At 55.7% G+C, this 24158-nt stretch carries 28 protein-coding genes; 19 read left to right on the top strand and 9 right to left on the bottom strand.

What is annotated here, in order from left to right; genetic code table 11:
• Positions 1 to 116: 116 nt before the first annotated feature.
• The 5 genes from GURA_RS05875 to GURA_RS05855 all read right to left on the bottom strand — a co-directional run bounded on the left by GURA_RS05875 (position 117) and on the right by GURA_RS05855 (position 5843).
• Entirely contained in the window at positions 117 to 1247 is a 1131-nt protein-coding gene (locus GURA_RS05875; RefSeq protein ID WP_011938077.1) for an ABC transporter permease, read from the bottom strand.
• Positions 1248 to 1475: 228 nt separating this feature from the next.
• Entirely contained in the window at positions 1476 to 2609 is a 1134-nt protein-coding gene (locus GURA_RS05870) for an ABC transporter permease (protein WP_011938076.1), read from the bottom strand.
• Positions 2610 to 2862: 253 nt separating this feature from the next.
• The gene (locus GURA_RS05865) at positions 2863 to 3837 is read right to left on the bottom strand and encodes an ABC transporter ATP-binding protein (protein WP_011938075.1); all 975 of its coding nucleotides are present in this window, start codon (positions 3835 to 3837) and stop codon (positions 2863 to 2865) included.
• The gene (locus tag GURA_RS05860) at positions 3837 to 4760 is read right to left on the bottom strand and encodes an ABC transporter ATP-binding protein (protein ID WP_011938074.1); all 924 of its coding nucleotides are present in this window, start codon (positions 4758 to 4760) and stop codon (positions 3837 to 3839) included. The genes GURA_RS05865 and GURA_RS05860 overlap by 1 nt, the downstream gene beginning before the upstream one ends.
• Before the next feature lie 96 nt (positions 4761 to 4856).
• Positions 4857 to 5843, bottom strand: a complete 987-nt coding sequence (locus GURA_RS05855; RefSeq protein WP_011938073.1) for an efflux RND transporter periplasmic adaptor subunit — start codon at positions 5841 to 5843, stop codon at positions 4857 to 4859.
• Between the two features lie 133 nt (positions 5844 to 5976).
• Here GURA_RS05855 and GURA_RS05850 point away from each other — a divergent pair, with 133 nt between their 5' ends.
• The 3 genes from GURA_RS05850 (at position 5977) to GURA_RS05840 (ending at position 8728) form a co-directional block, all read left to right on the top strand.
• Positions 5977 to 6543: an ANTAR domain-containing response regulator gene (locus tag GURA_RS05850; RefSeq protein ID WP_011938072.1), complete on the top strand. Its 567-nt coding sequence runs from the start codon at positions 5977 to 5979 to the stop codon at positions 6541 to 6543.
• 274 nt (positions 6544 to 6817) lie between these two features.
• Complete coding sequence (gene htpX / locus GURA_RS05845; protein ID WP_011938071.1) at positions 6818 to 7675, top strand: zinc metalloprotease HtpX; 858 nt, start codon at positions 6818 to 6820, stop codon at positions 7673 to 7675.
• A 120-nt stretch (positions 7676 to 7795) separates the two neighbouring features.
• Positions 7796 to 8728, top strand: a complete 933-nt coding sequence (locus tag GURA_RS05840) for a TerC family protein (protein WP_011938070.1) — start codon at positions 7796 to 7798, stop codon at positions 8726 to 8728.
• Positions 8729 to 8819: 91 nt separating this feature from the next.
• Here GURA_RS05840 and GURA_RS05835 read toward each other — a convergent pair whose 3' ends face one another.
• Entirely contained in the window at positions 8820 to 10118 is a 1299-nt protein-coding gene (locus tag GURA_RS05835) for a hemolysin family protein (RefSeq protein WP_011938069.1), read from the bottom strand.
• A gap of 160 nt (positions 10119 to 10278) precedes the next feature.
• Here GURA_RS05835 and lexA point away from each other — a divergent pair, with 160 nt between their 5' ends.
• From lexA to GURA_RS05805, 6 genes are all read left to right on the top strand, one after another.
• Positions 10279 to 10884: a transcriptional repressor LexA gene (gene lexA, locus GURA_RS05830; protein ID WP_011938068.1), complete on the top strand. Its 606-nt coding sequence runs from the start codon at positions 10279 to 10281 to the stop codon at positions 10882 to 10884.
• Positions 10885 to 10916: 32 nt separating this feature from the next.
• Positions 10917 to 11162 (top strand): hypothetical protein, encoded by a 246-nt coding sequence (locus GURA_RS05825; RefSeq protein WP_011938067.1) that lies wholly within the window; start codon positions 10917 to 10919, stop codon positions 11160 to 11162.
• Positions 11163 to 11281: 119 nt separating this feature from the next.
• Positions 11282 to 11548 (top strand): type II toxin-antitoxin system prevent-host-death family antitoxin, encoded by a 267-nt coding sequence (locus tag GURA_RS05820; RefSeq protein ID WP_011938066.1) that lies wholly within the window; start codon positions 11282 to 11284, stop codon positions 11546 to 11548.
• A gap of 3 nt (positions 11549 to 11551) precedes the next feature.
• Positions 11552 to 11989, top strand: coding sequence for a putative toxin-antitoxin system toxin component, PIN family (locus GURA_RS05815; protein WP_011938065.1), 438 nt, complete (start codon positions 11552 to 11554; stop codon positions 11987 to 11989).
• A 168-nt stretch (positions 11990 to 12157) separates the two neighbouring features.
• Positions 12158 to 12391: a hypothetical protein gene (locus GURA_RS05810; protein WP_041245296.1), complete on the top strand. Its 234-nt coding sequence runs from the start codon at positions 12158 to 12160 to the stop codon at positions 12389 to 12391.
• A complete protein-coding gene (locus tag GURA_RS05805) occupies positions 12388 to 12789 on the top strand; it encodes a type II toxin-antitoxin system VapC family toxin (protein ID WP_011938064.1) in 402 nt (133 codons plus the stop codon). Before GURA_RS05810 ends, GURA_RS05805 begins: the two co-directional genes overlap by 4 nt.
• A gap of 311 nt (positions 12790 to 13100) precedes the next feature.
• Here GURA_RS05805 and GURA_RS05800 read toward each other — a convergent pair whose 3' ends face one another.
• Entirely contained in the window at positions 13101 to 13541 is a 441-nt protein-coding gene (locus GURA_RS05800; protein ID WP_157046132.1) for a DUF3883 domain-containing protein, read from the bottom strand.
• A gap of 33 nt (positions 13542 to 13574) precedes the next feature.
• A complete protein-coding gene (locus GURA_RS05795) occupies positions 13575 to 13808 on the bottom strand; it encodes a helix-turn-helix domain-containing protein (protein WP_011938062.1) in 234 nt (77 codons plus the stop codon).
• A 152-nt stretch (positions 13809 to 13960) separates the two neighbouring features.
• Here GURA_RS05795 and GURA_RS05790 point away from each other — a divergent pair, with 152 nt between their 5' ends.
• The 4 genes from GURA_RS05790 to dinB all read left to right on the top strand — a co-directional run bounded on the left by GURA_RS05790 (position 13961) and on the right by dinB (position 16629).
• Complete coding sequence (locus GURA_RS05790; protein WP_083764780.1) at positions 13961 to 14464, top strand: BsuBI/PstI family type II restriction endonuclease; 504 nt, start codon at positions 13961 to 13963, stop codon at positions 14462 to 14464.
• A gap of 153 nt (positions 14465 to 14617) precedes the next feature.
• Positions 14618 to 15037 carry a nucleotidyltransferase substrate binding protein gene (locus tag GURA_RS05785; protein WP_011938061.1) on the top strand — a complete coding sequence of 140 codons (420 nt, stop codon included), beginning with the start codon at positions 14618 to 14620 and terminating at the stop codon, positions 15035 to 15037.
• Complete coding sequence (locus tag GURA_RS05780; protein WP_011938060.1) at positions 15027 to 15398, top strand: nucleotidyltransferase domain-containing protein; 372 nt, start codon at positions 15027 to 15029, stop codon at positions 15396 to 15398. Before GURA_RS05785 ends, GURA_RS05780 begins: the two co-directional genes overlap by 11 nt.
• 4 nt (positions 15399 to 15402) lie before the next feature.
• A complete protein-coding gene (gene dinB, locus GURA_RS05775; RefSeq protein ID WP_011938059.1) occupies positions 15403 to 16629 on the top strand; it encodes a DNA polymerase IV in 1227 nt (408 codons plus the stop codon).
• Between the two features lie 45 nt (positions 16630 to 16674).
• Here the strand turns inward: dinB and GURA_RS22680 are convergent, their stop codons facing one another.
• The gene (locus GURA_RS22680; protein ID WP_011938058.1) at positions 16675 to 17271 is read right to left on the bottom strand and encodes a phosphatase PAP2 family protein; all 597 of its coding nucleotides are present in this window, start codon (positions 17269 to 17271) and stop codon (positions 16675 to 16677) included.
• A 219-nt stretch (positions 17272 to 17490) separates the two neighbouring features.
• Here GURA_RS22680 and GURA_RS05765 point away from each other — a divergent pair, with 219 nt between their 5' ends.
• From GURA_RS05765 to GURA_RS05740, 6 genes are all read left to right on the top strand, one after another.
• Positions 17491 to 17937 (top strand): MarR family winged helix-turn-helix transcriptional regulator, encoded by a 447-nt coding sequence (locus tag GURA_RS05765; protein WP_011938057.1) that lies wholly within the window; start codon positions 17491 to 17493, stop codon positions 17935 to 17937.
• A 31-nt stretch (positions 17938 to 17968) separates the two neighbouring features.
• Positions 17969 to 19192: an efflux RND transporter periplasmic adaptor subunit gene (locus tag GURA_RS05760; protein ID WP_011938056.1), complete on the top strand. Its 1224-nt coding sequence runs from the start codon at positions 17969 to 17971 to the stop codon at positions 19190 to 19192.
• Complete coding sequence (locus tag GURA_RS05755) at positions 19193 to 19918, top strand: ABC transporter ATP-binding protein (protein ID WP_011938055.1); 726 nt, start codon at positions 19193 to 19195, stop codon at positions 19916 to 19918.
• Positions 19915 to 21144, top strand: a complete 1230-nt coding sequence (locus GURA_RS05750) for an ABC transporter permease (protein WP_011938054.1) — start codon at positions 19915 to 19917, stop codon at positions 21142 to 21144. Before GURA_RS05755 ends, GURA_RS05750 begins: the two co-directional genes overlap by 4 nt.
• Positions 21145 to 21174: 30 nt before the next feature.
• On the top strand, positions 21175 to 22719 hold the full coding sequence (locus GURA_RS05745; protein ID WP_011938053.1) for a TolC family protein: 1545 nt from the start codon (positions 21175 to 21177) through the stop codon (positions 22717 to 22719).
• A gap of 281 nt (positions 22720 to 23000) precedes the next feature.
• Positions 23001 to 23984, top strand: coding sequence for a 4Fe-4S dicluster domain-containing protein (locus GURA_RS05740; protein WP_011938052.1), 984 nt, complete (start codon positions 23001 to 23003; stop codon positions 23982 to 23984).
• Positions 23985 to 24158 lie beyond the last annotated feature (174 nt).

The raw sequence follows: 24158 nt of genomic DNA, 5'->3' as shown, positions 1-24158 counted from the left end.
AACAAACAAAATCAATGCTAACATTTTGATTTAACAGCGCTATCTATTTTGAAGCGGACATATTCCGTTACGAACGGAAAAAGATGACATGGAGAGTGCGTTGACAGGCGTGACGGTTAGCTTAAGGTCTTGTGGAAACGCTGCACGGCAAAGAAGAGGATAATGCTTCCAAGAATGGCAAGGGCCGATAATTGCGGCCAAAGGATATCAACACCAACCCCTTTGAGAAAAATCCCACGGATGATGACGAGGAAATAACGGATCGGATTCAGGTAGGTGAGCCACTGGACCGCCGGCGGCATGTTTTCGATGGGAAAGGCAAAACCGGACAGGAGCATGGCTGGAAAGATGACGAAGAAGGCGCTCATCATCGCCTGCTGCTGGGTGCGGCTCACCGTCGAGATGAGCAGGCCGATGCCGAGGGAGCTCATGAGGAATAATGCCGTGGCGCCGAACAGGAGCGGGATGCTCCCCCGCATCGGGACCTGGAACCAGAAGGCGGCCACAGCGGAAATAAGTCCCACGTCGATGAAGCCGATCAGGACAAAGGGGATCGTCTTGCCGAGAATGAACTCGCTCTTCGTGATCGGGGTAACGATGATCTGCTCCATGGTGCCGATCTCCTTCTCCCGCACCACCGCCATGCTCGAAAGGAGCATGGTGATGATGAAGACGATGTTGGTGATCACCGCCGGCACGTAGAAGTTGCGGCTCTCCAGGTTGTCGTTGAACCAGGCACGGCTCTCGAGCCGCACCCCGCCGAGACGCGGCTGCCGGCCAATCATTCCGGCCACCTGCTCCGCCTGGAGGTCCTCTGTATAACGGGCGGCTATCCGCCCCGCATGGCTGAGAACGATGGCAGCGGTATTGGAATCGGTGCCGTCGAGGACCAATTGCACCGGCGCAGACCTTTCCGCAGCAAGAGTCCGTGCAAACCCGCTGTTCATCCGGAGCACAGCCTTCACATTCCCACGGTCCACCAGTTCCCGCACCCGCCGGTCACTGCTTACGTACTCCGTAACGTCGAAATAGCCCGACCGGACGAAGCGGGCGACGAGCTCCCTGCTCTCCCGGCTGTTGTCCAGGTCATAGACCGCCGTTGCCACGTGCCGCACGTCGGTGTTGACCGCATAGCCGAAGATCACGGTCTGCACAGCCGGAACGAGGAAGAGGAGGAAACGCATCCGCGGGTCGCGAAATACCTGGATGAATTCCTTGACGAGCATGGTCCTCAGGCGTTCTAACATTACAACCTCTATTCAATGAAAAGGCCCTTCTGCCACAGGCACAGAGAAAGGCAGAACCAAATTCAAAAACCTGATGGAACGCAGAAAAACCGGAAACTGAGGATCACTGCGGATAAAAAACCATTATTTGTTGTTTTACAAATCCGCTTCTTCCTCTTTTTCCGCCGTTTCTGCGTTCTATTGGCTTAAGGTGTTCTCTGTGTCTTGTGGCAAACCTTTTATTGAAATTCATTCGATCCTCTTCCTGAATTTTCTGATCGCCAGGGTCAGCACCACCACGCTGAAACCGGCCAGAAACCCCGCCTCGCCGGCCAGGATGTCGAGCCCCACGTCCTTCAGGTAAATGCCGCGCAGTATTGCCACGAAGTAACGGGCCGTGATGATGTACGTCACCCATTGAATCGGCAGCGGCATGTTGGCAATGGGAAAGATGAAGCCGGAGAGGAGAAACGCCGGCAGCATGGTCACCACCAGTGCGACCTGGGAGGCGACAAGCTGGCTCTTGGCGACAATGCTGATCAGTATCCCGAGCCCCAGCGCACCGACGAGGAAGATGAGCGACATGGCAAAAAGGAGCAAGAGGCTGCCGCGTAGCGGGATATTGAAGCAGAGCTGGCCGACGATCACGCAGAGGACCAGGTCGAGGATGCCGATGGCGAAGTACGGGGCGAGCTTGCCGATGATCAGCTCCGGCCCCGTGAGGGGGGTGGCGATGAGCTGCTCCATGGTGCCCGTTTCCCACTCCCGTGCAACGGTCAGGGAGGTGAGGAGCGCCGCGATGACCATCATGATGATGGCGATCAGGCCGGGGAAGATATAGTCCCGCGAAGTCATGTCGGCGTTGAACCAGACCCGTGGCCGCACGTCGATCATGGTCCGGGGTGGCGTCATCCCCATCCGTCCGATCTGCTCCAGAGCAACCGAGCGGGAGTAGCCGCCGGTCACCGCCTCGGCATAACCGAGGGCAATGGTGGCGGTATTGGGATCGCTCCCGTCGAGGATGGCCTGCACCGGCGCCGTCCGCCCTGCTTCGATGACGCGGGCGAAGTCGTGGGGGATGATAAGGGCGATGAGCGCGGAACGGTTATCGATGGCATGTTCGATCTCCCGGTAGCTGGTGGCGTGGCGCTGAAGGGCAAAGTAGCGGGAGCCGGTGAACCCGCTCAACAGCTCGCGGCTCGCCGGGGTGTTGCTCTGGTCCCAAACGACCAGCGGCACCCGATCCACATCGAGGGTGAGGGCATAACCGAAGAGGAACAGCATCACCATCGGAATGGCGATCCCCATGCCGAGACTCCGCCAGTCGCGGAAGACATGGAGAAACTCCTTTTTGGCAATGGCTCTTATGCGCTGAATCTTCATATACCCTCTTTGCCACGTCAAAGACATGGTGGAAAGACAAAACCTTTTCACCGCAAAGGACTCAAAGGGCCTAAAACGCAAAGGACGCCAAGAAAATCAAAAAAGCTTCTTTATTTCGATTTAGAATCATAAAAAAGATTTTCTGATTGGTGTTCTTTGCGTTCTTCGCGCTTTAGGCCCTTTGGGTCCTTTGCGGTTCAGAGATTTTAGGATTTTTACCGATTCTATTTATCTACAGTGGCAGATTCCAACATTATCTGCTGAACTCCCGTTGCGGCGCTTCCTGCCGGTCGCGGGCCTCGATGAGCGAAACGAAAACGTCTTCCAGCGAGGGGGTGATTTTTTCCAGCCGTTCTACGGATACCCCCCTCTCGGCCAACAGCGTCGCCATTGCAGAAATCGCCCGCACTGCGTCTTCCGTGACCACGTGCAACCCCTTGCCGAACATGGCTGCATGCTTCACCCCCGGCAAAGCCTCGATATCATCCATCATCTCCTGGGCGCAATCACAGGCCACCTCGACGACCTCTTCCGCCATGAAGCGGGTTTTCAGCTCGGTCGGCGTCCCCAAGGCGATCAGTTCACCGCGATAGATGAGCCCGAGGCGGTCGCAATATTCCGCTTCGTCCATGTAGTGGGTGGTCACGAAAACCGTGACCCCCTCCCCCGCCATTCTGTAGATCAGGTCCCAGAAATTGCGGCGGCTGATCGGATCGACCCCGGATGTCGGCTCGTCGAGAAAAATGATCGGCGGCTCGTGAAGGATGGCGCAGCCAAGGGCCAGCCGCTGCTTCCAACCGCCGGAAAGGGTGGAGGTCAGGGAACTGCGATGCTCTTCCAGCCCGGCCATCCCGATCACCCAATCCTTGCGCAACCTTTTCTTCTCTGCCGGTATCTTGTAGATGCCGCTGTAAAAATCGATGTTCTCCTCGACGGTGAGGTCTTCGTAGAGGGAAAAGCGCTGGCTCATGTAGCCGATGTTTTTCTTGATCTCCTCAGGCTGGTGGACGATATCGAAACCGGCAACAGTCCCGGCCCCGGCAGTGGGAAGCAGAATGCCGCAGAGCATGCGGATGGTGGTGGATTTCCCCGCGCCGTTGGGACCCAGGAAACCGAATATCTCCCCTTTCCGCACGTCCAGACTGACCTTGTTGACGGCGATGAAGTCGCCGAAGCGCTTCTCCAGGTCGCGAAGGGAGACGGCGAAGTCATTGTTGCCCGAGCCCATCACTCCTTCCCTCCCGACAAGACGGAAACGAACACATCCTCCAGGCTTGGCTCGATCCGGCGGATGTCGAAGAGATCAATCCCGTCCTGACGCATGATGTCCGGCACCAATGCCAGCACACCGTCCGGGTCGCCGGTCACAAGGTGCAACCGGTCGCCGAAGAGGCCCACGGAGACACCGGCAAGCCTCTCACGCAGCAAACGCAAGCTACGACGGGCATCGCCGCTCCTGATTTCGAGAATTGCGCCCGGCATGAGCTTCTTCAGCTCCTGCGGCGCATCGCAGGCAAGTAATTTCCCCTTGTGAATGAGCCCCACCCGGTTGCAACGGTCCGCCTCGTCCAGATAGGCGGTGGTCACGATGATGGTCACCCCTTCCTTGAGCAGTTGATAGAGGATGCGCCAGAAATCGCGACGGGAGACCGGGTCCACGCCGTTGGTCGGCTCGTCGAGGAAGAGCACCTGCGGCGTATGAACGAGGGCGCAGGCAAGCCCCAGTTTCTGCTTCATCCCTCCCGACAGGTTCCCTGCCCGGCGTTTTTTGAATGGGGTGAGGTTGCTGAAGGCGAGGAGGCGGTCAACCTTCGCTTCCCGCCCCTTCTGCGGCAGGCCGTAGATGTCGGCGTAAAAATGGATGTTTTCCAGCACCGTCAGGTCGGGATAGAGTCCGAAACGCTGGCTCATGTAGCCGATCTCCTCCTTGATGGACTCCGCTTCCCGCGCCGCATGCCGCCCCATTACCCAGGCATCCCCGGAGGTCGGTTCCATGATCCCGGCAAGCATACGCATGGTGGTGGTTTTCCCCGCCCCGTCCGAGCCGACCAGGCCGAACAGTTCTCCTTTGGCCACAGTGAGAGTCAGACCATCCACGGCAGGGAGGGCATCGAAGCGCTTGGTCAGGTTGTCGGTTTTGATGGCGTCCATGCATCTCCAAGGTTCGAGGTTCGAGGTTCGAGGTTCGAGGCTCGATATTCTAAAATATCAAGTTCTTCCTCGTTCCTCGTGCCGCGCTCCTCGCTCCTAACGGATTTCTATCTCCGCATCGGCCGGCATTCCCGGCTTCAGCTCCATCTGCGGATTGGGGATGGTGATCTTGATCCGATAGACGAGTTTTACCCGCTCTTTCTCGGTCTGGACGTTCTTCGGCGTGAATTCCGCCTCCGGGGAGATAAACGACACCCGCCCCTCATAAACCTTGCCGGGCCAGGTGTCCGTCGTCACCTGCGCCTTTTGGCCCACCTTGACCCGGCCGAGATCGGTTTCGGCGATATAGGCCCGCAGCCAGGTGTTGTTGATGTCGCCTACCGTGATGACCGGCGTGCCGGCGGCAACCTGCTCACCCGGTTCCACGTTTTTGGAGAGCACCAGCCCGGCAAGCGTCGCGGTCAACGTGGTGTAGCCGAGGCGGGTCTGAGCCAGTGCCAGCGCGGCTTCCGCCTCCCGGAGCCGCGCCCTTGCCTGGTCGATCCTCTCCCGGCGCGGCCCCTTGCGTACCAGGATGAATGCTTCTCTCGCCTCCCGTGCCACGGCCTGTGACGTTTCATAGGCGGTCCGCGCCGTATCCAGTTCCCGCTGCGGTATCACCTCTTTGGCAAACAGGGCCTTTTCCCGCCGATACTCCGTATCGAGCCGTTTCGCCTCCGACTCGGCCCTGGCCAGGGCAGCCCGGGCCTGGGCAATCTCCTCGGGGCGGGAACCGGCCTCCAGTTCGGCCAGCACCGCCCGCATCGCTTCGGCTTCAGACCGGGTGCGGGACACCTCATGTTCAAAATCCTCGCTGTCGAGCCTGGCAATGAGCTGGCCGGGACGTACCATTTCCCCCTCGTCGACCGGGCGTTCCTTCACCCTGCCGGGCACCTTGAAGCTCGCCTCCACGGCAATCACTTCGATATTGCCCGAAACATGAACGGTTCCCTTCCGGTTGCGGGAACTACTGTTTATCAGGTAAGCAGCAGCCGCCGCAATGGCGATTACGGCGCCAACGACGACGACAATCCTTCTATTCACGATACGCACCCCGCTTCAGTTGTTTTCATATTGATATATACCATCACTTCTCCGTGATTGGAATGGTTCGTGCTTTTTATATGGTAGATTCATTCCAGATGGAAGAAAATAACTACATAAGGCGGTAATTTTATTGAGAACTGTACTTATCTGCGACGATGAGCCGATCATCAGGATGAGCCTAAAAAATAGGCTGAAAGAGTTGGGCTTTGGTGAAATTATAGAATGCGGCGACGGCGAAGCAGCAGTCCAGTCGGCACTGAGCCGTCTCCCCGACATAGCCATTCTCGACGTTTCCATGCCGAAAATGGATGGCATCAGTGCAGCCCGCGCAATCAGGAAGAAACTGAAGATCCCCATCCTCCTGCTCACGGCCTGCATAGACCCGGATACCGTCAATAAGGCAAAAGAAGTCGGAGTTGCCGCATTTTTAACCAAGCCGTTCCGCGACCAGGACCTCTGGCCCGCCATCGAACTGGCGTTTGCCCATGCCCATGAAATCGATGAACTCAAGGAACAGGTGGAAGATCTGAAAGAAACCATCGAAAGCAGAAAGGTCATCGAAAAAGCCAAAGGAGTCCTGATGCGCACCCAGGGGCTTTCCGAACCGGAAGCCTTCCGCAAGATGCAGAAGCTGGCCATGGATAAAAGAAAATCCCTGCGCCAGATCGCCGATGCAATCCTCTTGACCGAATCGTGATTATTTTTCAGGCAGTACGTCCAGCCCAACCGAAGAAAACCAGTTGACATGTACGACTCTTTTGCCTACTATATTTCTATTAATAAAGGGGAGTAGCAATCGGCCGGAGAAATGGCCGACCCTCAGTTCGTCAAGACGGCCGAAAGGCCCGGACCCGGGGCAGAGACATCACGTCAACGCATGCAAGACCTTTATCCAACGCGATATCACCACGCCTGGGTAAAGGTCTTTTTTATTTACCCCGGCGGATTTCACACAATCGGAGGTAATCACAATGAACAGGCTCAAAACAACCCTTCTCCTTACCTGCCTCACCCTCCTCATGGTAGCCATGGGGAGCGCCATCGGCGGCAGAAGCGGCATGGTCTTCGCCTTTTTCATGGCCTGCGCCATGAACGTCTTCTCCTACTGGTTTTCCGACAAAATCGTCCTCCGCATGTACGGCGCCCAGGAGATCACGGAAGCGGAGAATCCGGCCTTCTACGGCATGGTGCGGCGACTCGCCGTCCAGGCCGGGCTTCCCATGCCCCGGGTCTACGTCATCCCGTCGGAAAGCCCCAACGCCTTCGCCACCGGCCGCAATCCCGATCATGCCGCCGTCGCAGCAACACAAGGGATCCTCCGCATCCTCACACCGGAGGAACTGGAAGGGGTCATGGCCCACGAGCTGTCCCATGTGAAGAACCGCGACATCCTCATCTCCACCATCGCGGCCACCATCGCAGGCGCCATCTCCATGCTCGGCAACATGCTCCAGTGGGCTGCCATCTTCGGCGGCGGCCGGGACAACGACGAGGAAGGAGGAGGCATGCTCGGCGGCCTGGCAATGGCCATCATCGCGCCCATTGCCGCCATGCTGATCCAGATGGCCGTTTCCCGCTCCCGGGAATACCTTGCCGACGAGTCGGGGGCCAGGATCTGCGGCAATCCGTTATCGCTGGCCAATGCCCTGCGCAAGCTGGATAGCGCCTCGCGGATGCTTCCCATGGAGGAAGCCCGACCGGCAACGGCCCATCTCTTCATCGTCAACCCGCTGACCGGCGGCGCCCTGCTCAAGCTCTTCTCCACCCACCCCCCCATGGAAGAAAGGATCGCAAAACTGGAGGCCATGGCATACAGGCCGTTGCGCTGATCATCGCCTGCACCGGCTTGGTCAGCACAAGATAACGATTCTACAGATACGGCCACGCGTGAAGGGTGAAAAAGACTTTTTCACCCTTCACTACCTTTCACCATCTTTACGGAGTACTCAATGTCCACCCAAACCATCATGTGGATTTCCTTTGCCGTTGTTATGACGGTCATGTTCATCCTCGACATCGGCATATTCAACCGCAAAAGCCATGAAATCAGATTTCGCGAGGCACTGACCTGGACTCTCGTCTGGGTTTCGCTGGCACTCCTCTTCAACGCCGGGGTCTATTTTTACCTGGGGCCGACCAAGGCGCTGGAGTTCTTTACCGGCTATATCATCGAGGAATCTCTCTCCGTCGACAACCTCTTCGTCTTCATCATGATTTTTTCCTATTTCCATATCTCCAAGATACACCAGCCAAAGATATTGAAATGGGGCATCATCGGCGCGCTGCTGATGCGGGCGATTTTCATCCTGGTAGGGATCGAGCTGATTGAACGGTTCCACTGGATGATCTACGTCTTCGGCGGACTTTTGGTCATTACCGGCATAAAAATGGCTTTCGGCGGCGAGGAAAAGATCGAGCCGGAAAAGAACCTCCTGGTACGAATCGTAAGGAAGTTCGTCCCGATCACCAAACGGGTGCGGGATGACCGTTTTTTCATCAGGAAAGGTGGAATCCTGGCCGCCACCCCGCTGTTCCTGACCCTGCTCGTAGTGGAGTCGAGCGACGTAATCTTCGCCGTTGATTCAATCCCGGCAGTCCTTGCCGTAACCCACGACCCGTTTATCGTCTATACATCCAACGTATTCGCCATCATGGGGCTCAGATCCCTATACTACCTGCTGGCCCACGTCATGGAGATGTTCGTTTATCTCAAACTGGGGATCTCGTTCATCCTAGCCTTCGTCGGCGTCAAGATGCTCCTCACCGATATCTACCATATCTCCATTTATTTTTCGCTGGGGATGATAGTCGGCGTCTTGACCATTTCCATCCTCACCTCGATAACCATCGGCAGCAGAAAAGAGAAGAAACTGCACGGATGACAATAAAAAAGGGGCGCCCACAAGAGGCGCCCCCACCATCCACCAGCAACTACCGACCATCGACCACCGACCGCAGTTCACCGACCGCAGTTCACCGCTTTTCAACAATCCTCACCTTCACGATTGACGTTTTCTTTACCTCTTCGCAGACCAGGGTAAAATCGTTCCACTCCAATTTTTCCCCCTTTTCCGGGAAACGTCCCAACTGGTCCAGTATCAGCCCGGCAAGGGTATCGTAAGGGATATCTTGAGCCAGCTTGACGTTGAGCAGATCTTCCAGATCGTTGATGGAAATCAGGGCATCCACGATGAGGCTCCCATCGGCAAGCCTTTGCACGCGGCGGGGTTCGCCGATGTCGTGCTCGTCTTCGATTTCCCCCACCAGTTCCTCAAGCAGGTCCTCGGTTGTGACAAGACCGCTGAGCCCACCGTACTCGTCAACCACCAGCGCCATATGGCTCCTCTTCCGCTGCATCTCCTTCAGCAGGTCATTGACCCTTTTCCCTTCCGGCACATAAAACGGGGAACGGACGATGGCGTTGATGTCGAACTCCGGCTCAGTGACAATCCGCCCCAGAAAATCCTTGCCATGGATAACTCCGGCGATATTTTCAATACTCCCCCGGAAGACCGGATAGCGGGAATACTGGTTTTCCAGGATAAAGCGAAGCATCTCCTCACGAGGCATATCCAGGTCCAGGGCGGCCATCCTGGTGCGCGGCACCATCACCTCGCGGACACTGGTATGGGTGAAATCGAAGATATTCCTGATGTACTCGCTTTCGGCCGCGCTGAACACCCCGCTTTCATGCCCCTCGGCAACGATGTGCTGTACCTCCTCACGGGTAATGAAGGCCCGCCCCTCGACCTTGATCCGCATCAGCCAAAGGACAGTTTTGCTCGACACGGTCAGGAAGGAAACCGCGACGCTCCCTATTTTTTCCAGTACATTAATCGGCTTTGCAACCCTGAGAGCAACGGTATCGGCATACTGCAGGCCGATGGTTTTGGGGACCAACTCACCGAGGATCAGGCTAAGGTAAGAGATAATAACTACAACAACAGTTATCGAAAGAGGTTCCGCCGCGTTTCTTACCAGCTCATAGGGCGTCGCCAGCAAGACCGGTTTCAGGTGCTCTGCAGCAATGATCCCCCCTACCGCCGAGGCCGTGGAACCGACGACAGTTACGCCGATCTGGACGATGGCCAGGAGGCGATGGGGATCATTCCTCTGCTCGTCCAATATCCTGGCCCGCTCGTCACCCGCCGCAACAAGTTGGGCAATCCTGCTTTTCCTGATGGAAATTATGGCAAACTCGGAACAGGAAAAAAAACCGTTAACCACGATAAGAATGAAAATAACAAGCAATTCCAGGGATACGGTATCCAAACGGTTCCTCCGCACAAAAAGTTATTTCTCATTTTCCCTGCAAGAGCCCGATTTGTCAACCTTTGATGCATATCAGGACCGACAGGGTAATCTTCTCCCCTTGACAGCATGACACTATCACCGTACAATTGGTTATCATTTGACAACTGACGGAGACCCTATGGAGAAACTCACCCCCCGGCAACAGATGGTGCTCGCGTTCATCTCCGCCCACCTGGAAAGCCACGGCTATCCTCCCACCCTGCGGGAAATCGGCGGCCATCTCGGCATCAACGGCACCCTCGGCGTCATGAAACACCTGGATGCCCTGGAGCGGAAGGGATTCATCACCAGAAACGCCGGCAGCTCCCGGGGCATCGTCCTCGTCGGCGCAGTCGCGGCCACCTCCATCCCCATAGTCGGAGTGGTGCGGGCCGGGGCCTTGCAGCCGGCCATCGAGGACATCGAGGGGTATTTCGCCGTTGACCGTGCCCTAGTCAAAGGTGCTGACTGCTTCTTCCTCCGGGTCAAGGGTGACTCCATGATCGAGGCGGGCATCCGCTCCGGGGACCTGGCCCTCGTCCGTCCCCAGGCAACAGCCGACAACGGCGACATCGTCGTTGCACGGATAAACGACGAGGCCACCCTGAAGCGTTTCTTCCGGGAAAAGGACCGTATCCGTCTCCAGCCGGAGAACAGCGCCATGGAACCGATCATCGTCAAGGCAAAAGCCGGCGAGGTGAACATAATCGGCAAGGTAACCGGCATCTTCCGCTCGCTTGAATGACCTCACAAGACATGAAAGGTGAACCGTCAATTATGTTACAACAAATACGGGAACATATCCGGGTCGCCGCCATCTTCGGGCCGGGCAACCGCATCAGACCGGTCTGGTTCGACTGGCGTCAGCAAAAACATACCGTGCAGGAGATCACCTGCTGCTGGGATGAACGGGAAGGAAGCGCCGTCCGCCTGCACTTCGCAGTCAGTGACGGCGCCGACCTCTACGAGCTGACCTACAACGCCACGACGCATATCTGGCAGCTGGCGACGGTGGAAACGTGACTTACATTTATGCACCTTTTGCGATTTGCGAATTTCATAGGTCTCTTTACCGCTTGACAAATCAGTCACTACAACCATAATGACCATAATGGTTGTAATGACTGTCACGAGGTGAAGAAATGTTAAAAAAGGTATCGGCCATCAAAGTCCGCCAGAACCTTGGCCAGGTCATGAACGAGGTGGCGCTGAAGTCCGACGAATACATCGTGGAACGGGCAGGGAAGCCCTTGGTCGCAATCATTCCCATCGAGAAGTACCTGAGTATGAAGCGGGAGCGGGACGAGTTCTTTCGCATGTACGAGGAATTGCAGACAGAGGCAACGGGTGGCGACGAAGAGAGCATTGATAAGGATGTCGAGGAAGCCGTCAGTGCGGCAGGGCGCTAACCGATGGTGCGGGTCGTCCTCGATGCCAACCAGTTTGTCAGCGCCCTGCTGAAGCCGGGCTCAAATCCTGATGCAATCATGCGGCTCGTCCGGGAAGAAAAGGTCATTCTCCTCCTGTCCGAGACGATCTGCGATGAAATCCTGCGCGTCCTCACCTACCCGAAGATCCGTAACCGCCTCAACAGATCGGACGACTACTTGGCCGATTTTGTGAAAAAACTGAGGGCGGTAGCCGTCATCACCCCCGGCACGCTCCCCCTCGATCCCATCAAGGCGGACGCCGACGACACCAAGTACCTTGTCTGCGCAATCGAGGGCAAAGCCGATTTCATCGTCTCCGGTGACCGCCATCTCAAGGACCTGAAATCATTTCAGGGAATCAGGATCGTTGATCCTGCCACTTTTCTTGCAGTGATAGTGGAAAACTCTTTCGGCGGATAGAGGCGGGCATTGGGGTGGAAGCAAAGGGCATTTGCCTGGAACAGGCATGAGTGACTGGCAAGGTGCATGGATAGACTCATTTTTCATGATGCCGCCCGTGAAGAGTATGTGGCAGACTGGAAATGAAGCTGCCCCGGTTTTTCTTCCGATTGGAAAGGAGCAAAGACAATGGAAGCCATACGAAAAGTGTATAAACAGTTGCCGGATGTATTAAAAATGCCGAAGGAATTGCAGCATCGCCGGGTAGAGGTCATCCTGCTCCCTCTCGATGAGGAGGCCCCGCCCCCCCGCGCTGTCAAGGCAACCGCTTCAAAGCTTGCGCGTTTTGCCGGTGCGTGGGCCGGAGAGCCGGTAGTGCGGGAAGAACAGGGGGAATATGAAACCCGTGAGGAATTCAAATGATCTTTCTCCCTGACACGAATGCATGGATTCGTTTCCTGAACCCTGGCGAAAACCGGGTTAAAGAACATTTCCTGACTGTAGATCCTGTAACAATGCGATTCTGTTCGGTTGTAAAAGCCGAATTGTACTATGGAGCGTTGAAGAGCAGCCGTTCGGAGGAAAACCTGGCGCTTATCGAGGAGCTGTTTGCCAACTTCGAGTCACTCACCTTTGATGATGATGCAGCCAGAAGATATGGTGAAATACGTGCGACACTTTCCCGGCAGGGAACGCCAATAGGACCAAACGACTTGATGATCGCGTCCATTGCGTCAGTACACGGAGCGGTTGTGGTGACACACAATTCAAGAGAGTTTTCGCGCGTGGATGGCTTGAAGATCGAGGATTGGGAAACGTAGCCCAAAGAATCACCGGATCGGGATCAATTGTCGGAAAAATCCAAATTCAAGGATTCATGCCCCAAAGGGGCAATGGAAATCAGCCGTGGGTAGCCGCAGCGCGGCAACCCACGGAATAAATGGAAGATAAATAGTAAGCGCCCTGGCAGGGCGCGGGATGATTCACAACGAGGCGCCGATGCCGTCAAACCCATTTGAGTTTACATTCCATTTTTTTAAGGCGATCTCCCCGGAGAAGAGTGAGTTGATGGGCGGGGTTGAGCGGGTGAAGGGGGGCAGGTGGGAGCGTAAAAACAAATGAGTTCAGAATGTTAAAAACTGATGCTCCATTGCGGATAAATGCCTTTAGCTTTAGCGAATATCTCATTCAGTTTCAGTTCCATACACCCACCGGTCAAGGTATTTACGAAAATAAACCGGTACTTGTCGCCAAGATTTTGAGCGACTAATAGTTCGGCCGTAGTCAGTCCAAAGAAATATCCGGAAAAGCTGCCATCTATATTTTCCTTGCTTGTTGATTTTACTTCTATCAAGGTTATGCAATCGATATTGTGTATCACTGATTCAATATCATTCAAATCAATGTTCTTTTGCAGCCTGACTGCATCAAAAGCATTTCCGTAAATAACCTTGTTTTTGCTTGCAAAAGCCATAAGCAAATTTCTTTTTTCCTTTTTGGTAGGAATACGAACGAGAGGGTCAGTGCTGGCAAGTAATTCTGCGGCAACTTTGGCTGTTTGTTGGCTGCTCATAAGTCTATAGTCCTTTTGACACAAGAAATGGTCTTAAGGCCTGGCATCTTTGCTTAACAGTTCCGGTACGGAGACGCCGAGAGTCGACGCCAGCACTTCCAGGGTGCTCAACGTAACGTTACGTTCGCCACGCTCTACAGAACCGATATAGGTCCGGTGAAGGCCACATTTTTCAGCCAATTCTTCTTGTGAGAAGTTCTTCTTGTGCCTGAAGTTACGTATGTTCTCGGCAAGAATGGCCCTGATATTTTCACTCGCCTTTCTCATAACTGGGCTATCTTGAAGGAATGATGCTTATGAGTCTACAGACTTTAAGTAGCATTCAAGAAGATGATGAGGTATAATTAACTACCTCCTACGCTTTCAAAGTCCGGATTCGACAACTTTTGCATTGGGGGGAAAGCCTGACGGGGAAATGCATGGAAAGAGAAATGCCAATGATTCCGCTGACTGTCGCCCATGGCAAGAGCATTCAGTTGCTGCCGGGGAAGCACAACCGGCTTATCATGAAAATCATCGATGAATTCGGCCCCCGGTTTGTGCCGGGTGGGGTTGTCCTGTATGTGAGCGATACCGGCGGGAAGTGCGGATACTTCGACAAAGCGGGACTTTCTGTCCTCGGCATTAAGGTTGACATTCATGACAAAATGCCGGATGTGGTCATTCATTACCCTGCGAAAAACTGGATTCTTCTCATCGATACCGTCACGGGTCACGGCACGATAAACGCCGTGCGGCGCAAAGAACTGGCGGAAAGGTTTGCTTCCTCCATCGCCGGACGGTGCTATTTATCAGTCTTTCCCACGCTGACGGACTTTTCCCGCCATGAGATTGACATTTCCTGGGAAACCGATGTATGGATAGCGGAAGCGCCGACGCACATGATCCATTTCAATGGAGATCGTTTTCTCGGACGGTATTAACTGATCCGCTTCTCGAAGAAATCTGTATCCGGAGCGTGTCGCCCCACCGTTCGCATGAAAAATAACGGGGCGTAGGCGTCTCGCCTGCGTTGGCGGCTGCGCCGCCATGACAGGCTGGAAGCCTATCCTCCAAAACCTGTGCGTGGAAAAACCATGAACCACCAAGACATCCGCTGGCAGCAACGTTTCAGTCATTATCAAAAGGCATTGTTGCAACTGAACAAAGCGGTGGAACTCAGCCGGCAGCGCCCCCTATCTCAACTTGAGCAACTAGGTCTTATTCAAGCCTTTAAGTTCACCCATGAGCTGGCCTGGAACGTCATGAAGGATTACTTCGAATACCAGGGAAACACCTCGATCACGGGTTCCCGTGATGCAACCCGCGAGGCCTTTCGAAGGAACCTGATTGCCGATGGCGAAGGGTGGATGGAGATGATCCAGAGCCGGAATATGACGTCGCACACCTACAACCAGGATGTTGCCGACGAAATAGCGGAGAAAGTGACCGCCATTTATTATGATCTGTCAAAGGCTTTTGAAAAGAAAATGCAGGACCTGAAAAATGCCGGATGACAATGAGAAGTTAAAATACGGCCTAAAACAAACCACCATCGAAAAAATCAACGGGGTATTCGCCGCCCATCCGCAGATAGAGCAGGTGATACTGTACGGTTCACGCGCCAAAGGGAATTATCGCAACGGCTCGGATATCGACCTCACCATCAGGGGTAAAGGCGTTACGCTTTCACAACTGCTGAAGATCGAAACTGAACTGGATGACCTGCTGTTGCCCTATAAAATCGACCTTTCCTTGCTGCATCAAATTGATGACCCTGGCTTCATCGATCATATCCAGCGTGTCGGCATCGTTTTTTATGAAAAACCGAACCTCCCCGCAGGCGGAAATGACGGCCAAGAAACAGATGAAATGTAACACCATGCCCCAGCGCACCATCCTCCATATCGACATGAACGCCTTTTTCGCCTCCGTGGAGCAGCAGACCGACCCCGCCCTGCGCGGCAAACCGGTGGCTGTGACCGGCAAATCTGCGCGGACGATTATTCTGACCGCGTCTTACGAGGCGAGGGGGTACGGCGTCAAAACCGGCATGCGGATCTTCGAGGCGCGGCAAAAGTGCCCCGACCTTATCTGCGTTCCCGGCAACAACCGCAGATATACCTCCATCTCCCGCCGGATCATGGCCATGCTCCACGACTATACCCCGCTCGTGGAGGTGTTCTCCATCGATGAGGCGTTCCTCGACATCACCGGCTCGCTCCGCCTCTTCGGCTCCGCATCCCGCATCGCCCACCTGATCAAGGCCCGCATCAGGCACCGCTTCGGACTCACCTGCTCCATCGGCATTGCTCCGAACAAGCTCCTCGCAAAACTCGCCTCGGAGATGAAAAAGCCGGACGGCCTGACCGTCATCCACCAGGAAAGGGTCGCCGCCATCCTCGAAAACCTGCCGATCAGGGAACTGTGCGGCATCGGCCGCCAGACGGAGCGCACCCTCACCTTGCTCGGCATCAGGACCTGCGGCGAGCTGGGACGGTTTCCGGTACATATCCTGACGAGGCGCTTCGGCGTGGTCGGCGAAAAGCTGCACCGGATGGGGCTCGGGATCGATGATGCGCCGGTCGTCCCCGCCGAGGCGGCTCCGGACGTGAAATCAGTGGGGCACAGCACGACCCTGGAACGGGACATAACGGAGCGAGGCGAGATCCTCGCCATCCTCCTCCGGCTCGCAGAGATGGTGGGGAGACGGGCGAGGAAGCATGCCGTGGCGGGCAAGACCGTCACCCTTACCATACGCTACGCCGATTTCAGCACCTTCAGCCTCCAGGCAACGGCTGGCAACTACACCAACCAAAGCGACGACATCTACCAGGCGGCTGTGCTGCTCCTGGACAGCGTAGACCTCCGCCAGCCGGTGCGCCTCCTCGGCGTGCGTATCACCAACCTGCGCCACCACACGGAGCAGCTCCCTCTCTTTGTCGAGGAACGGAAAAAGGCCCTGGCCACCGCGGCGATGGATATGGTGAACGACCGTTTCGGGGATTTTACGGTGACCTACGGGAGCCTGATCGACGAGAAGAAGGGGGCCGGCGTCATCTCCCCGGCCTGGCGGCCGGAAGGGGTGAGGCATGTGGAAGTATCTTGAAGGGGGACATTTCCGCCCTCTGTCAGCGGAAAGGGATGAAGAGGATCAATCGCCGGATATCTTGCGCTTTACCGACCCGGCCACAACTCCATAAAGCTTCCAGACGAAAAAACCGCAGGCAATGCCGACAGCCGCCCCCCCTGCCACATCGAGGGGATAATGGGCGCCCACGTAAATCCGCGAATAGGCGACGAGGGCCGCAAGGAAGAAGAGGCCCAGCTTCCAGCGCGCGCTTCTGCCGTAGGAAAGGACAAAGGCGGTCATGAAGGAGAAGAATGCGTGCCCGGAAGGGAGGCTGTTGTACTTTTTGATCTCCCCCAGGATTCTGATCTGCTCCACGCCAATGGCCATGGCAGGGCGCGGCACGTGAAAAAACTCCTTGAGCAGATTCTCGACAAGCAGGGCCAGCATGGTCGCCGCGGCATAAACCACCAGGTAGCGGCCCGGCATCAGTTTCCTGTCGACGACATAAACGGCCGCAATAAGGGCGAAGTACAGGTAAAAAAACCTGGCGCCGCCAAGAAGGGTAATGACCGGCATAAGGGTGTCCAGGAACGGCAGGTCGGCGTGATTGATCAGCATGAACAGCTTGTGGTTGATCCCTTCCCTACCGTAGCAAAGCTCGTAAAATGCGGTGTCCATCGGGTCATTCCTTTCCGGCAGGGATGTCGAATTGCGTCTCGCCCGCAGACAGCGGTTCATCCGTGTAAGGAGCCAGAATAAAAATAATTGCATACGAACGTCAACCAAATTAATTTCCGCGCGTTTAATCAAAAAAAGGATTTACTTCCTTCTTTTTTTAACAAATAATGTTGTCATGACAATTATTATTATCAACAAACATTGTCATTGAGGACACCAATGGAATTCAAACTGGACGCCCCACTGGGATATGTCATCAATAAAACAGCCCTGGCGCTTAAAAATGAGCTGGGACGGCGTTTCAAACCGTACGACATCACTGTCGAACAATGGCGGGTCCTGAACCGCTTGTGGGAAAAGGACGGCCTGACCCAGAAGGAACTGGCCGAGCAGATTTTCAAGGACCAGCCCAATACGACCCGCATTCTGGACAAACTGCAGAACAAGGGGATTATCAGGAGGGAGGCGAGTCCCGACGACCGGCGGGCCTTCATTATAAACCTGACCGGTGAAGGCAGGATGTTGCGGGCGCAGCTCTTGCCTGTCGCCTGCCAGATGGGTGAGGACGTGTTCACGGGGATTAGTGAAGAGGAACAGCTGCTGCTCAAGGTGCTCCTCAATAAAATTTGCGCCAACATCGACACCATTTCTGCCGATGAGAAATAGCTTCTGAATCACTTTACCAGCGAGGTATTACATGAAAAGAATCATCGTTATTGCCGCAATACTTCTGATTGCAGCTGCCGTGGGCATATATTTCTATGCCAGGAAACCGGCAGAGGCGTCATACAAAACGGTCAAGGTGGAACAGGGACCGATCGTCTCCGCCGTTTCCGCCACAGGCACCCTTGCGGCAGTGGTAACGGTGCAGGTAGGCACCCAGGTTTCCGGCACCCTGGCAAAGCTGTACGTGGATTTCAATTCGCCGGTAAAGAAGGGACAGACCATCGCCCAGATCGACCCGGCCCTCTTCCTTGCCCAGGTTGAACAGTCGAGGGGAAATTTCCTCAACGCCGAGGCTAATCTGAGCAAGGCCAAGGTGGTCGTCGCCGACACCAAACGGACCCTCGGCAGAAACAAGCAGTTGATGGAGCAGGGCATCATCGCCCAGAGCGACCTGGACGCAGCTCAAACCGCCTACGATCAGGCCGTGGCCGGCGTCAAATCGGCCGAGGCTGTCGTCATCCAGACAAGCGGCGCACTTCGGCAGGCCGAGACCAACCTCCGCTACGCAACGATCCGGTCGCCGGTTGACGGCATCGTCGTCTCGCGGAATGTGGACGTCGGCCAGACCGTGGCGGCCTCGTTCCAGACCCCAACCCTCTTCACCATCGCCCAGGACCTGACCAAGATGGAGATCGATACCAGCGTGGACGAATCCGACATCAGCCGGATAAAGGTCGGACAGACAGCGAACTTTACCGTGGACGCCTATCCCGACCGGCAGTTTTCCGGGATCGTGACCCAGATCAGGAACGCCCCGGTCGTGACGCAGAACGTCGTCACCTACGTGGTGGTCATAGGTGTGAACAACAAAGAGTTGATGCTGAAGCCCGGAATGACCGCCAACGTGGCCGTCCAGACCATGAAAAAAGACAACGTGATCAAAATCCCCACTGCGGCCTTAAGGTTCAGACCGAAGGAGATGAAGGACGCTAAAGGCAAAGGGAAGGAAAAAGGGAAAGGGGATGAAACCAGGAACGCGGGAAAGACGAAGAGGGAAGGCGGCCAGCAGGTCTACATACTGAGCAAGGAGAACAAACCGGTGCCGGTGCCGGTAAAAACGGGGATTGCCGACGACAGGTTCGTGGAGCTCATTTCGGGCAACCTGAAGGAAAATGACGAGGTGATCGTCGATCAGGTCGTTGCCGGCAAAAAGTCGGGCGGCATGGGTGGCGGACCGATGGGACCGAGGTTCTAAATGGATGAGGTGGTAAAGATTACAGACGTCACCAAGGTGTATACCATGGGCGACCAGAGGGTGGAAGCGCTGAAGGGGATATCCTTCAGCATCCGGCGGGGCGAATTCGTCGCCATCATGGGGGCGTCGGGGAGCGGCAAGTCCACCTGCATGAACATGCTCGGCTGCCTTGACGTGCAGACGAGCGGCGAATACTTGCTGGAAGAGGTAAATGTCGGCCAACTATCCCGAAACGAACTGGCTGAGATCAGGAACAGGAAGCTCGGCTTCGTATTCCAGGGGTTCAATCTCCTGGCAAGGACTACCGCCCGGGAAAACGTGGAACTGCCGCTCGTCTATGCCCACGTACCGGCAGCCGAGAGAAGGGAGAGGGCCCATACATCCCTGGCGCGGGTGGGACTTGCCGGGCGGGAAGGACATTACTCGAACCAGCTCTCCGGCGGCCAACAGCAGAGGGTGGCCATAGCCCGGGCGCTGGTGAACGAACCGGCGATCATCCTGGCCGACGAACCGACCGGCAACCTGGATTCGAAGACGGCCGTGGAGATCATGGCGATATTCCAGGAGTTGAACCGCCAGGGGATCACCATCATCATGGTCACCCATGAACCGGAGGTAGCGGCCTTTACCGGCAGGCACATCATCTTCCGCGACGGCGTCATCATTTCCGACACCCGGAATGCTACGCCGACCGTCGCAGCTCCGGCAGAGGAGCAATCACCATGACCACTTTCCTGCAAAGCCTTCTCATCGCCATGCGGGCGCTCCGGGTCAACAAGATGCGTGCCCTCTTAACCATGCTCGGCATCATTATCGGCATCGCCGCGGTCATAGCAATGGTGGCCATCGGCGCCGGGGCGAGCAAAATGATCTCCGACCAGATATCCAGCATCGGCAGCAACCTCCTCCTGGTCATCCCCGGCTCAACCACCAGCGGGGGGATGCGCTCCGGCTCCGGCGGCACGCCGACCCTTACCTACGACGACGCCAAGGCCATCAAGGCGGAATGCCCGTCGGTGGGAGAAGTTGCCCCTACGGTCAGGGGAACGGCCCAGGTGGTCTACGGGAACCAGAACTGGTCGACCATCGTCATGGGGACAACACCGGAAATGCTCACCGTCAGGGAATGGCCGCTTGTCGCGGGGAGGAACATCTCCCAGTCCGATGTGGACGGTGCGACAAAGAACTGCCTGATCGGCCAGACCGTCGCCGACAACCTGTTCGGCGACCTTGATCCTGTCGGCAAAATCATCCGCATCAAAAAAATCCCCTTTACAGTTATCGGTATTATGGATAAAAAGGGACAGTCCCCTCAAGGCCAGGATCAGGACGACGTGATCTACGTTCCCCTGCGCACCGCACAGCGCAAACTGTTCGGCAGCCAGTTTCCCAACACTGTCGGCGCGATGATGATCCAGGCCAAAAGCGCGGAAGTCCTGAAGAAGGCTGAAGAGGAAGTGACTGCGCTCTTGAACCAGCGCCACCGGATAGGACCCGCCCGCGAGGTGGATTTTTCCATCAGGAACCTCTCGGAGATCCTGGCCGTCTCCGAACAGTCTTCAAAGGTAATGTCGATGCTGCTCGGGGCGGTCGCATCCATCTCCCTCATCGTCGGCGGGATCGGCATCATGAACATCATGCTCGTGTCGGTGACGGAACGGACCAGGGAGATCGGTATCCGGATAGCGATCGGCGCGAAGCAGCGTGACATCCTCTTGCAGTTCCTCACCGAGGCGGTGCTCCTCACCACCTGCGGCGGGATTATCGGCATGGTGCTCGGAATTGCAGGCGCACGCATCGTTGCCCAACTGATCGGCTGGCCGACGCTTATTTCGCTGCAGACAATCATCATCGCCTTTGGCTTTTCCGCCGGAGTCGGCGTTTTCTTCGGCTTCTACCCAGCCAGAAAGGCTGCATCGATGAATCCCATCGAGGCGCTCAGATACGAGTAATTCAAATATGTTCAGAAAAGGATAGTTGATATGAAATCTGATTGGACGAAAACCGTTGTCATTCTGCTTGCTGCTCTATTCTTTAATTGCGCCGACAATGCTTTGGCACAGGAAGGCCCGCTGAACCTGTCCATTAAGGATGCCATCAAGCTTGCGGTGGAAAAGAACCTGGACGTCAAGGCGGAACTTTACAACCCCGCCATGGCCGAGGCGGATATCCGCAGAAACCTCGGGATCTACGACACCTTGTTGAATGCGCTGACTAACTACACCCACTCCACCACCCTGCCCGCCAACTTTTTTATTACAGGTGCGACCACGGACCGCCAGCAGACAGTGCAATTCAATGCGGGCGCCAGCCAGCTCGTACAGACCGGCGGCACGGTGGGATTGGCCTTCAACAACATCTGGAACACCAGCAATGCCGATCAGAGAGGAATAATCGCGAACTATTACCAGTCGGACCTCACCCTTTCCTTCACTCAGCCGCTCTTGAAAAACTTCGGCAAGGAAGCCACCGAGTTGAACATCAACGCGGCGCGATTTGCCAAGGAAGGGACGCTCGACCGGTTCAGAACCAAGCTGAGCGACACCGTAGCGCAGGTCCGCAACGAATGCTTCAAGCTCTATAGCCTGCGGGAAGACCTGGAAGTAAAGAAAACTTCTCTCGCCCTGGCACAGAAGATACTCTCTGATACCCAGGGCCAGGTAAAGGCGGGGGTCCTGCCGGCCATGGAAATTTTGAATGCTGAATTCGGCGTTGCCACTCGTGAAAAAGATATCATCGATGCCGAGCGGGCGCTCAAAGACGAGATGGATTTATTGCGGCTGCTCTTACAATTGGATAAGGGAAACGATATTTTTATCACCGACCTGCCAACCCGGCAAAGCTACCCGATTGTGGAAGAGGAGGCGCTGGCGCGGGCACTGGCTGAACGCCCCGAGCTTTTGAATCAACGGGCGACCATCAAAACCAATGACCTCCAGGCACGGGTGGCAAGAAATCGCACCCTGCCCGATCTTGCCCTCAACACCAGTGTCGCCCTTACCGGCCTGGATCAGCACTACAACCGTGACATCGAAAAAATAAGTTCCGGCGACTTTCCGGTCTGGGGGATCGGCCTTCAGTTAACCTATCCCCTTGGCAATCGTGCAGCGGAAAATGACTACATCAAGAGTAAATTAACCCTTGAGCAGACACGGACTCAGCTGCAAAGCCTGGAATCCTCCATTGCCAACGAGGTAAAAACCGCCATCAGGGCGCTCCAGTCAAGCTACAAGCAACTGGAAGTAACCGACCGGGGAAGGGCCTTTGCCGAAGAACGTCTCAACGCCTTCATCAAGAAGAACAAGGTGGGACTGGCGACCACCAAGGACGTACTCGACGTGGAAAACGACCTGGTAACCGCCAAGGGTAACCAGATCAAGGCGCTGACGGACTACAACAACGCAATCACCCAGCTCTGGCGGTCGACCGGGGAGATATTGGACAAACAAGGGATCAAGGTCTCGGATAAGGAAGGAGATTCCCTTTACGAAAAACTCAGTTCGGCGGACTCGTTCCAGAACAAATAGGCCACGACGATGCGGCCTGAATCGTGTCAGTGTGATTCCATCTGTAACTATTCAGCACGGCAAAGTAACAGACTGGTTTTCAGGAGCGTGGGCATCCTGCCCGTGTTTCGGGCGGGTTTATGCCCGAATACGGTTTGCTCGTAACCAATTCAAGCGATACATCCGCTTGAAACGCAGGCAGGATGCCCGCGCTCCGGGATATGCTGAATAGTTTCTCACCTTTTACATCTTGCCTCCGACCAAATTCACGCTAGAATTATGATATTCACTCGGAGGCAATTATGGCAAAAGACTTCCTGGCAAACGAGTCTTTCCAGAGCTTTCTTGAGGAACTAACCCAATTCGGCGCAATTCACGGTCCGACGCTGACCGAAGACGGCGTACCGGCCTTTACCACCATAGCTTCCAGCTCAGACCTTCGCTTGGATTATCGGCGCACCCTCATCCCCCCCAAAAAGTACCTTTTTCCGCCACGAACGCCTCTGCTCAATTTTGCCCCCGGCTGCGGCTACAGCCGGCCAGTGGTTGCCACCGGGGAAATAATCCTGTTCGGCCTCCACCCCTGTGACCTGGCCGCTATCTCCTACCTGGACCGGGTTTTCACCCAAGACCGGCCCGACCCTCTTTACCGGGCAAGGCGTAACGCACTCACCCTGATCGGGCTTTCCTGTGAAGCCGACGAATTCTGCTTCTGCGGTGAAATGGGAACCGATGTCCCGGTCAATTTCGATATTTACCTGGAAAAGGTGGAGGGAGGATTTTGTCTGCGCCAGGGAAGTCCCAGAGGGAAGACGATCAGCTCCGGGCTGTCCTCTCTGTCCGAAGGACCGGAAACGGCCGCGCCGCTGCAGACCCGGATGGCAAAGGTGGCTGATCGTATCCGAAAAGCGGCAGAGCGGCAGGAAACGTTCCCGAAAAGCCCCCTCTGGGATGATTTTGCCGACCGCTGCCTGTCATGTGGCGCGTGTTCACTCTGCTGCCCCACCTGCTATTGCCTGGACATCAGGGAATACGGCGATCTTGACGGCCGGACAGCACAGCGCATCCAGGAATGGGATAACTGCCTCTTCAAATCCCACGGCGAGATCGCCGGCGGCTATAACTTTCGCAAGACCCGGCAGGAAAGGTTTCGCTACCGGTTTATCCACAAATACCTCGGTTTCGGTCCGCTCAGAGGGGTTGTCTCCTGCGTCGGCTGCGGGCGCTGCCGGGAGGTCTGCCCGGTGAAGATCGACCTGCAGGAACTTTTCCAACAAGAGGATTAGTCCTAAAAAACGCAGTCAGCCACGAATAACACGAATTTGCACAAATAAACCAAACTGTTACAGCAAAAACCAAGTTCACCTCATTGGTTTTGTCAACATTTTTCAAAGTTTTTGATTTGATTCGTGTTTATTCGTGTAATTCGTGGCAAAAGCCGGTTTTAGGTTAGTTGTTTC

Source organism: Geotalea uraniireducens Rf4, from assembly GCF_000016745.1.
Lineage (GTDB): Bacteria > Desulfobacterota > Desulfuromonadia > Geobacterales > Geobacteraceae > Geotalea > Geotalea uraniireducens.
This window is presented reverse-complemented; position numbering and strand designations above follow the sequence as displayed.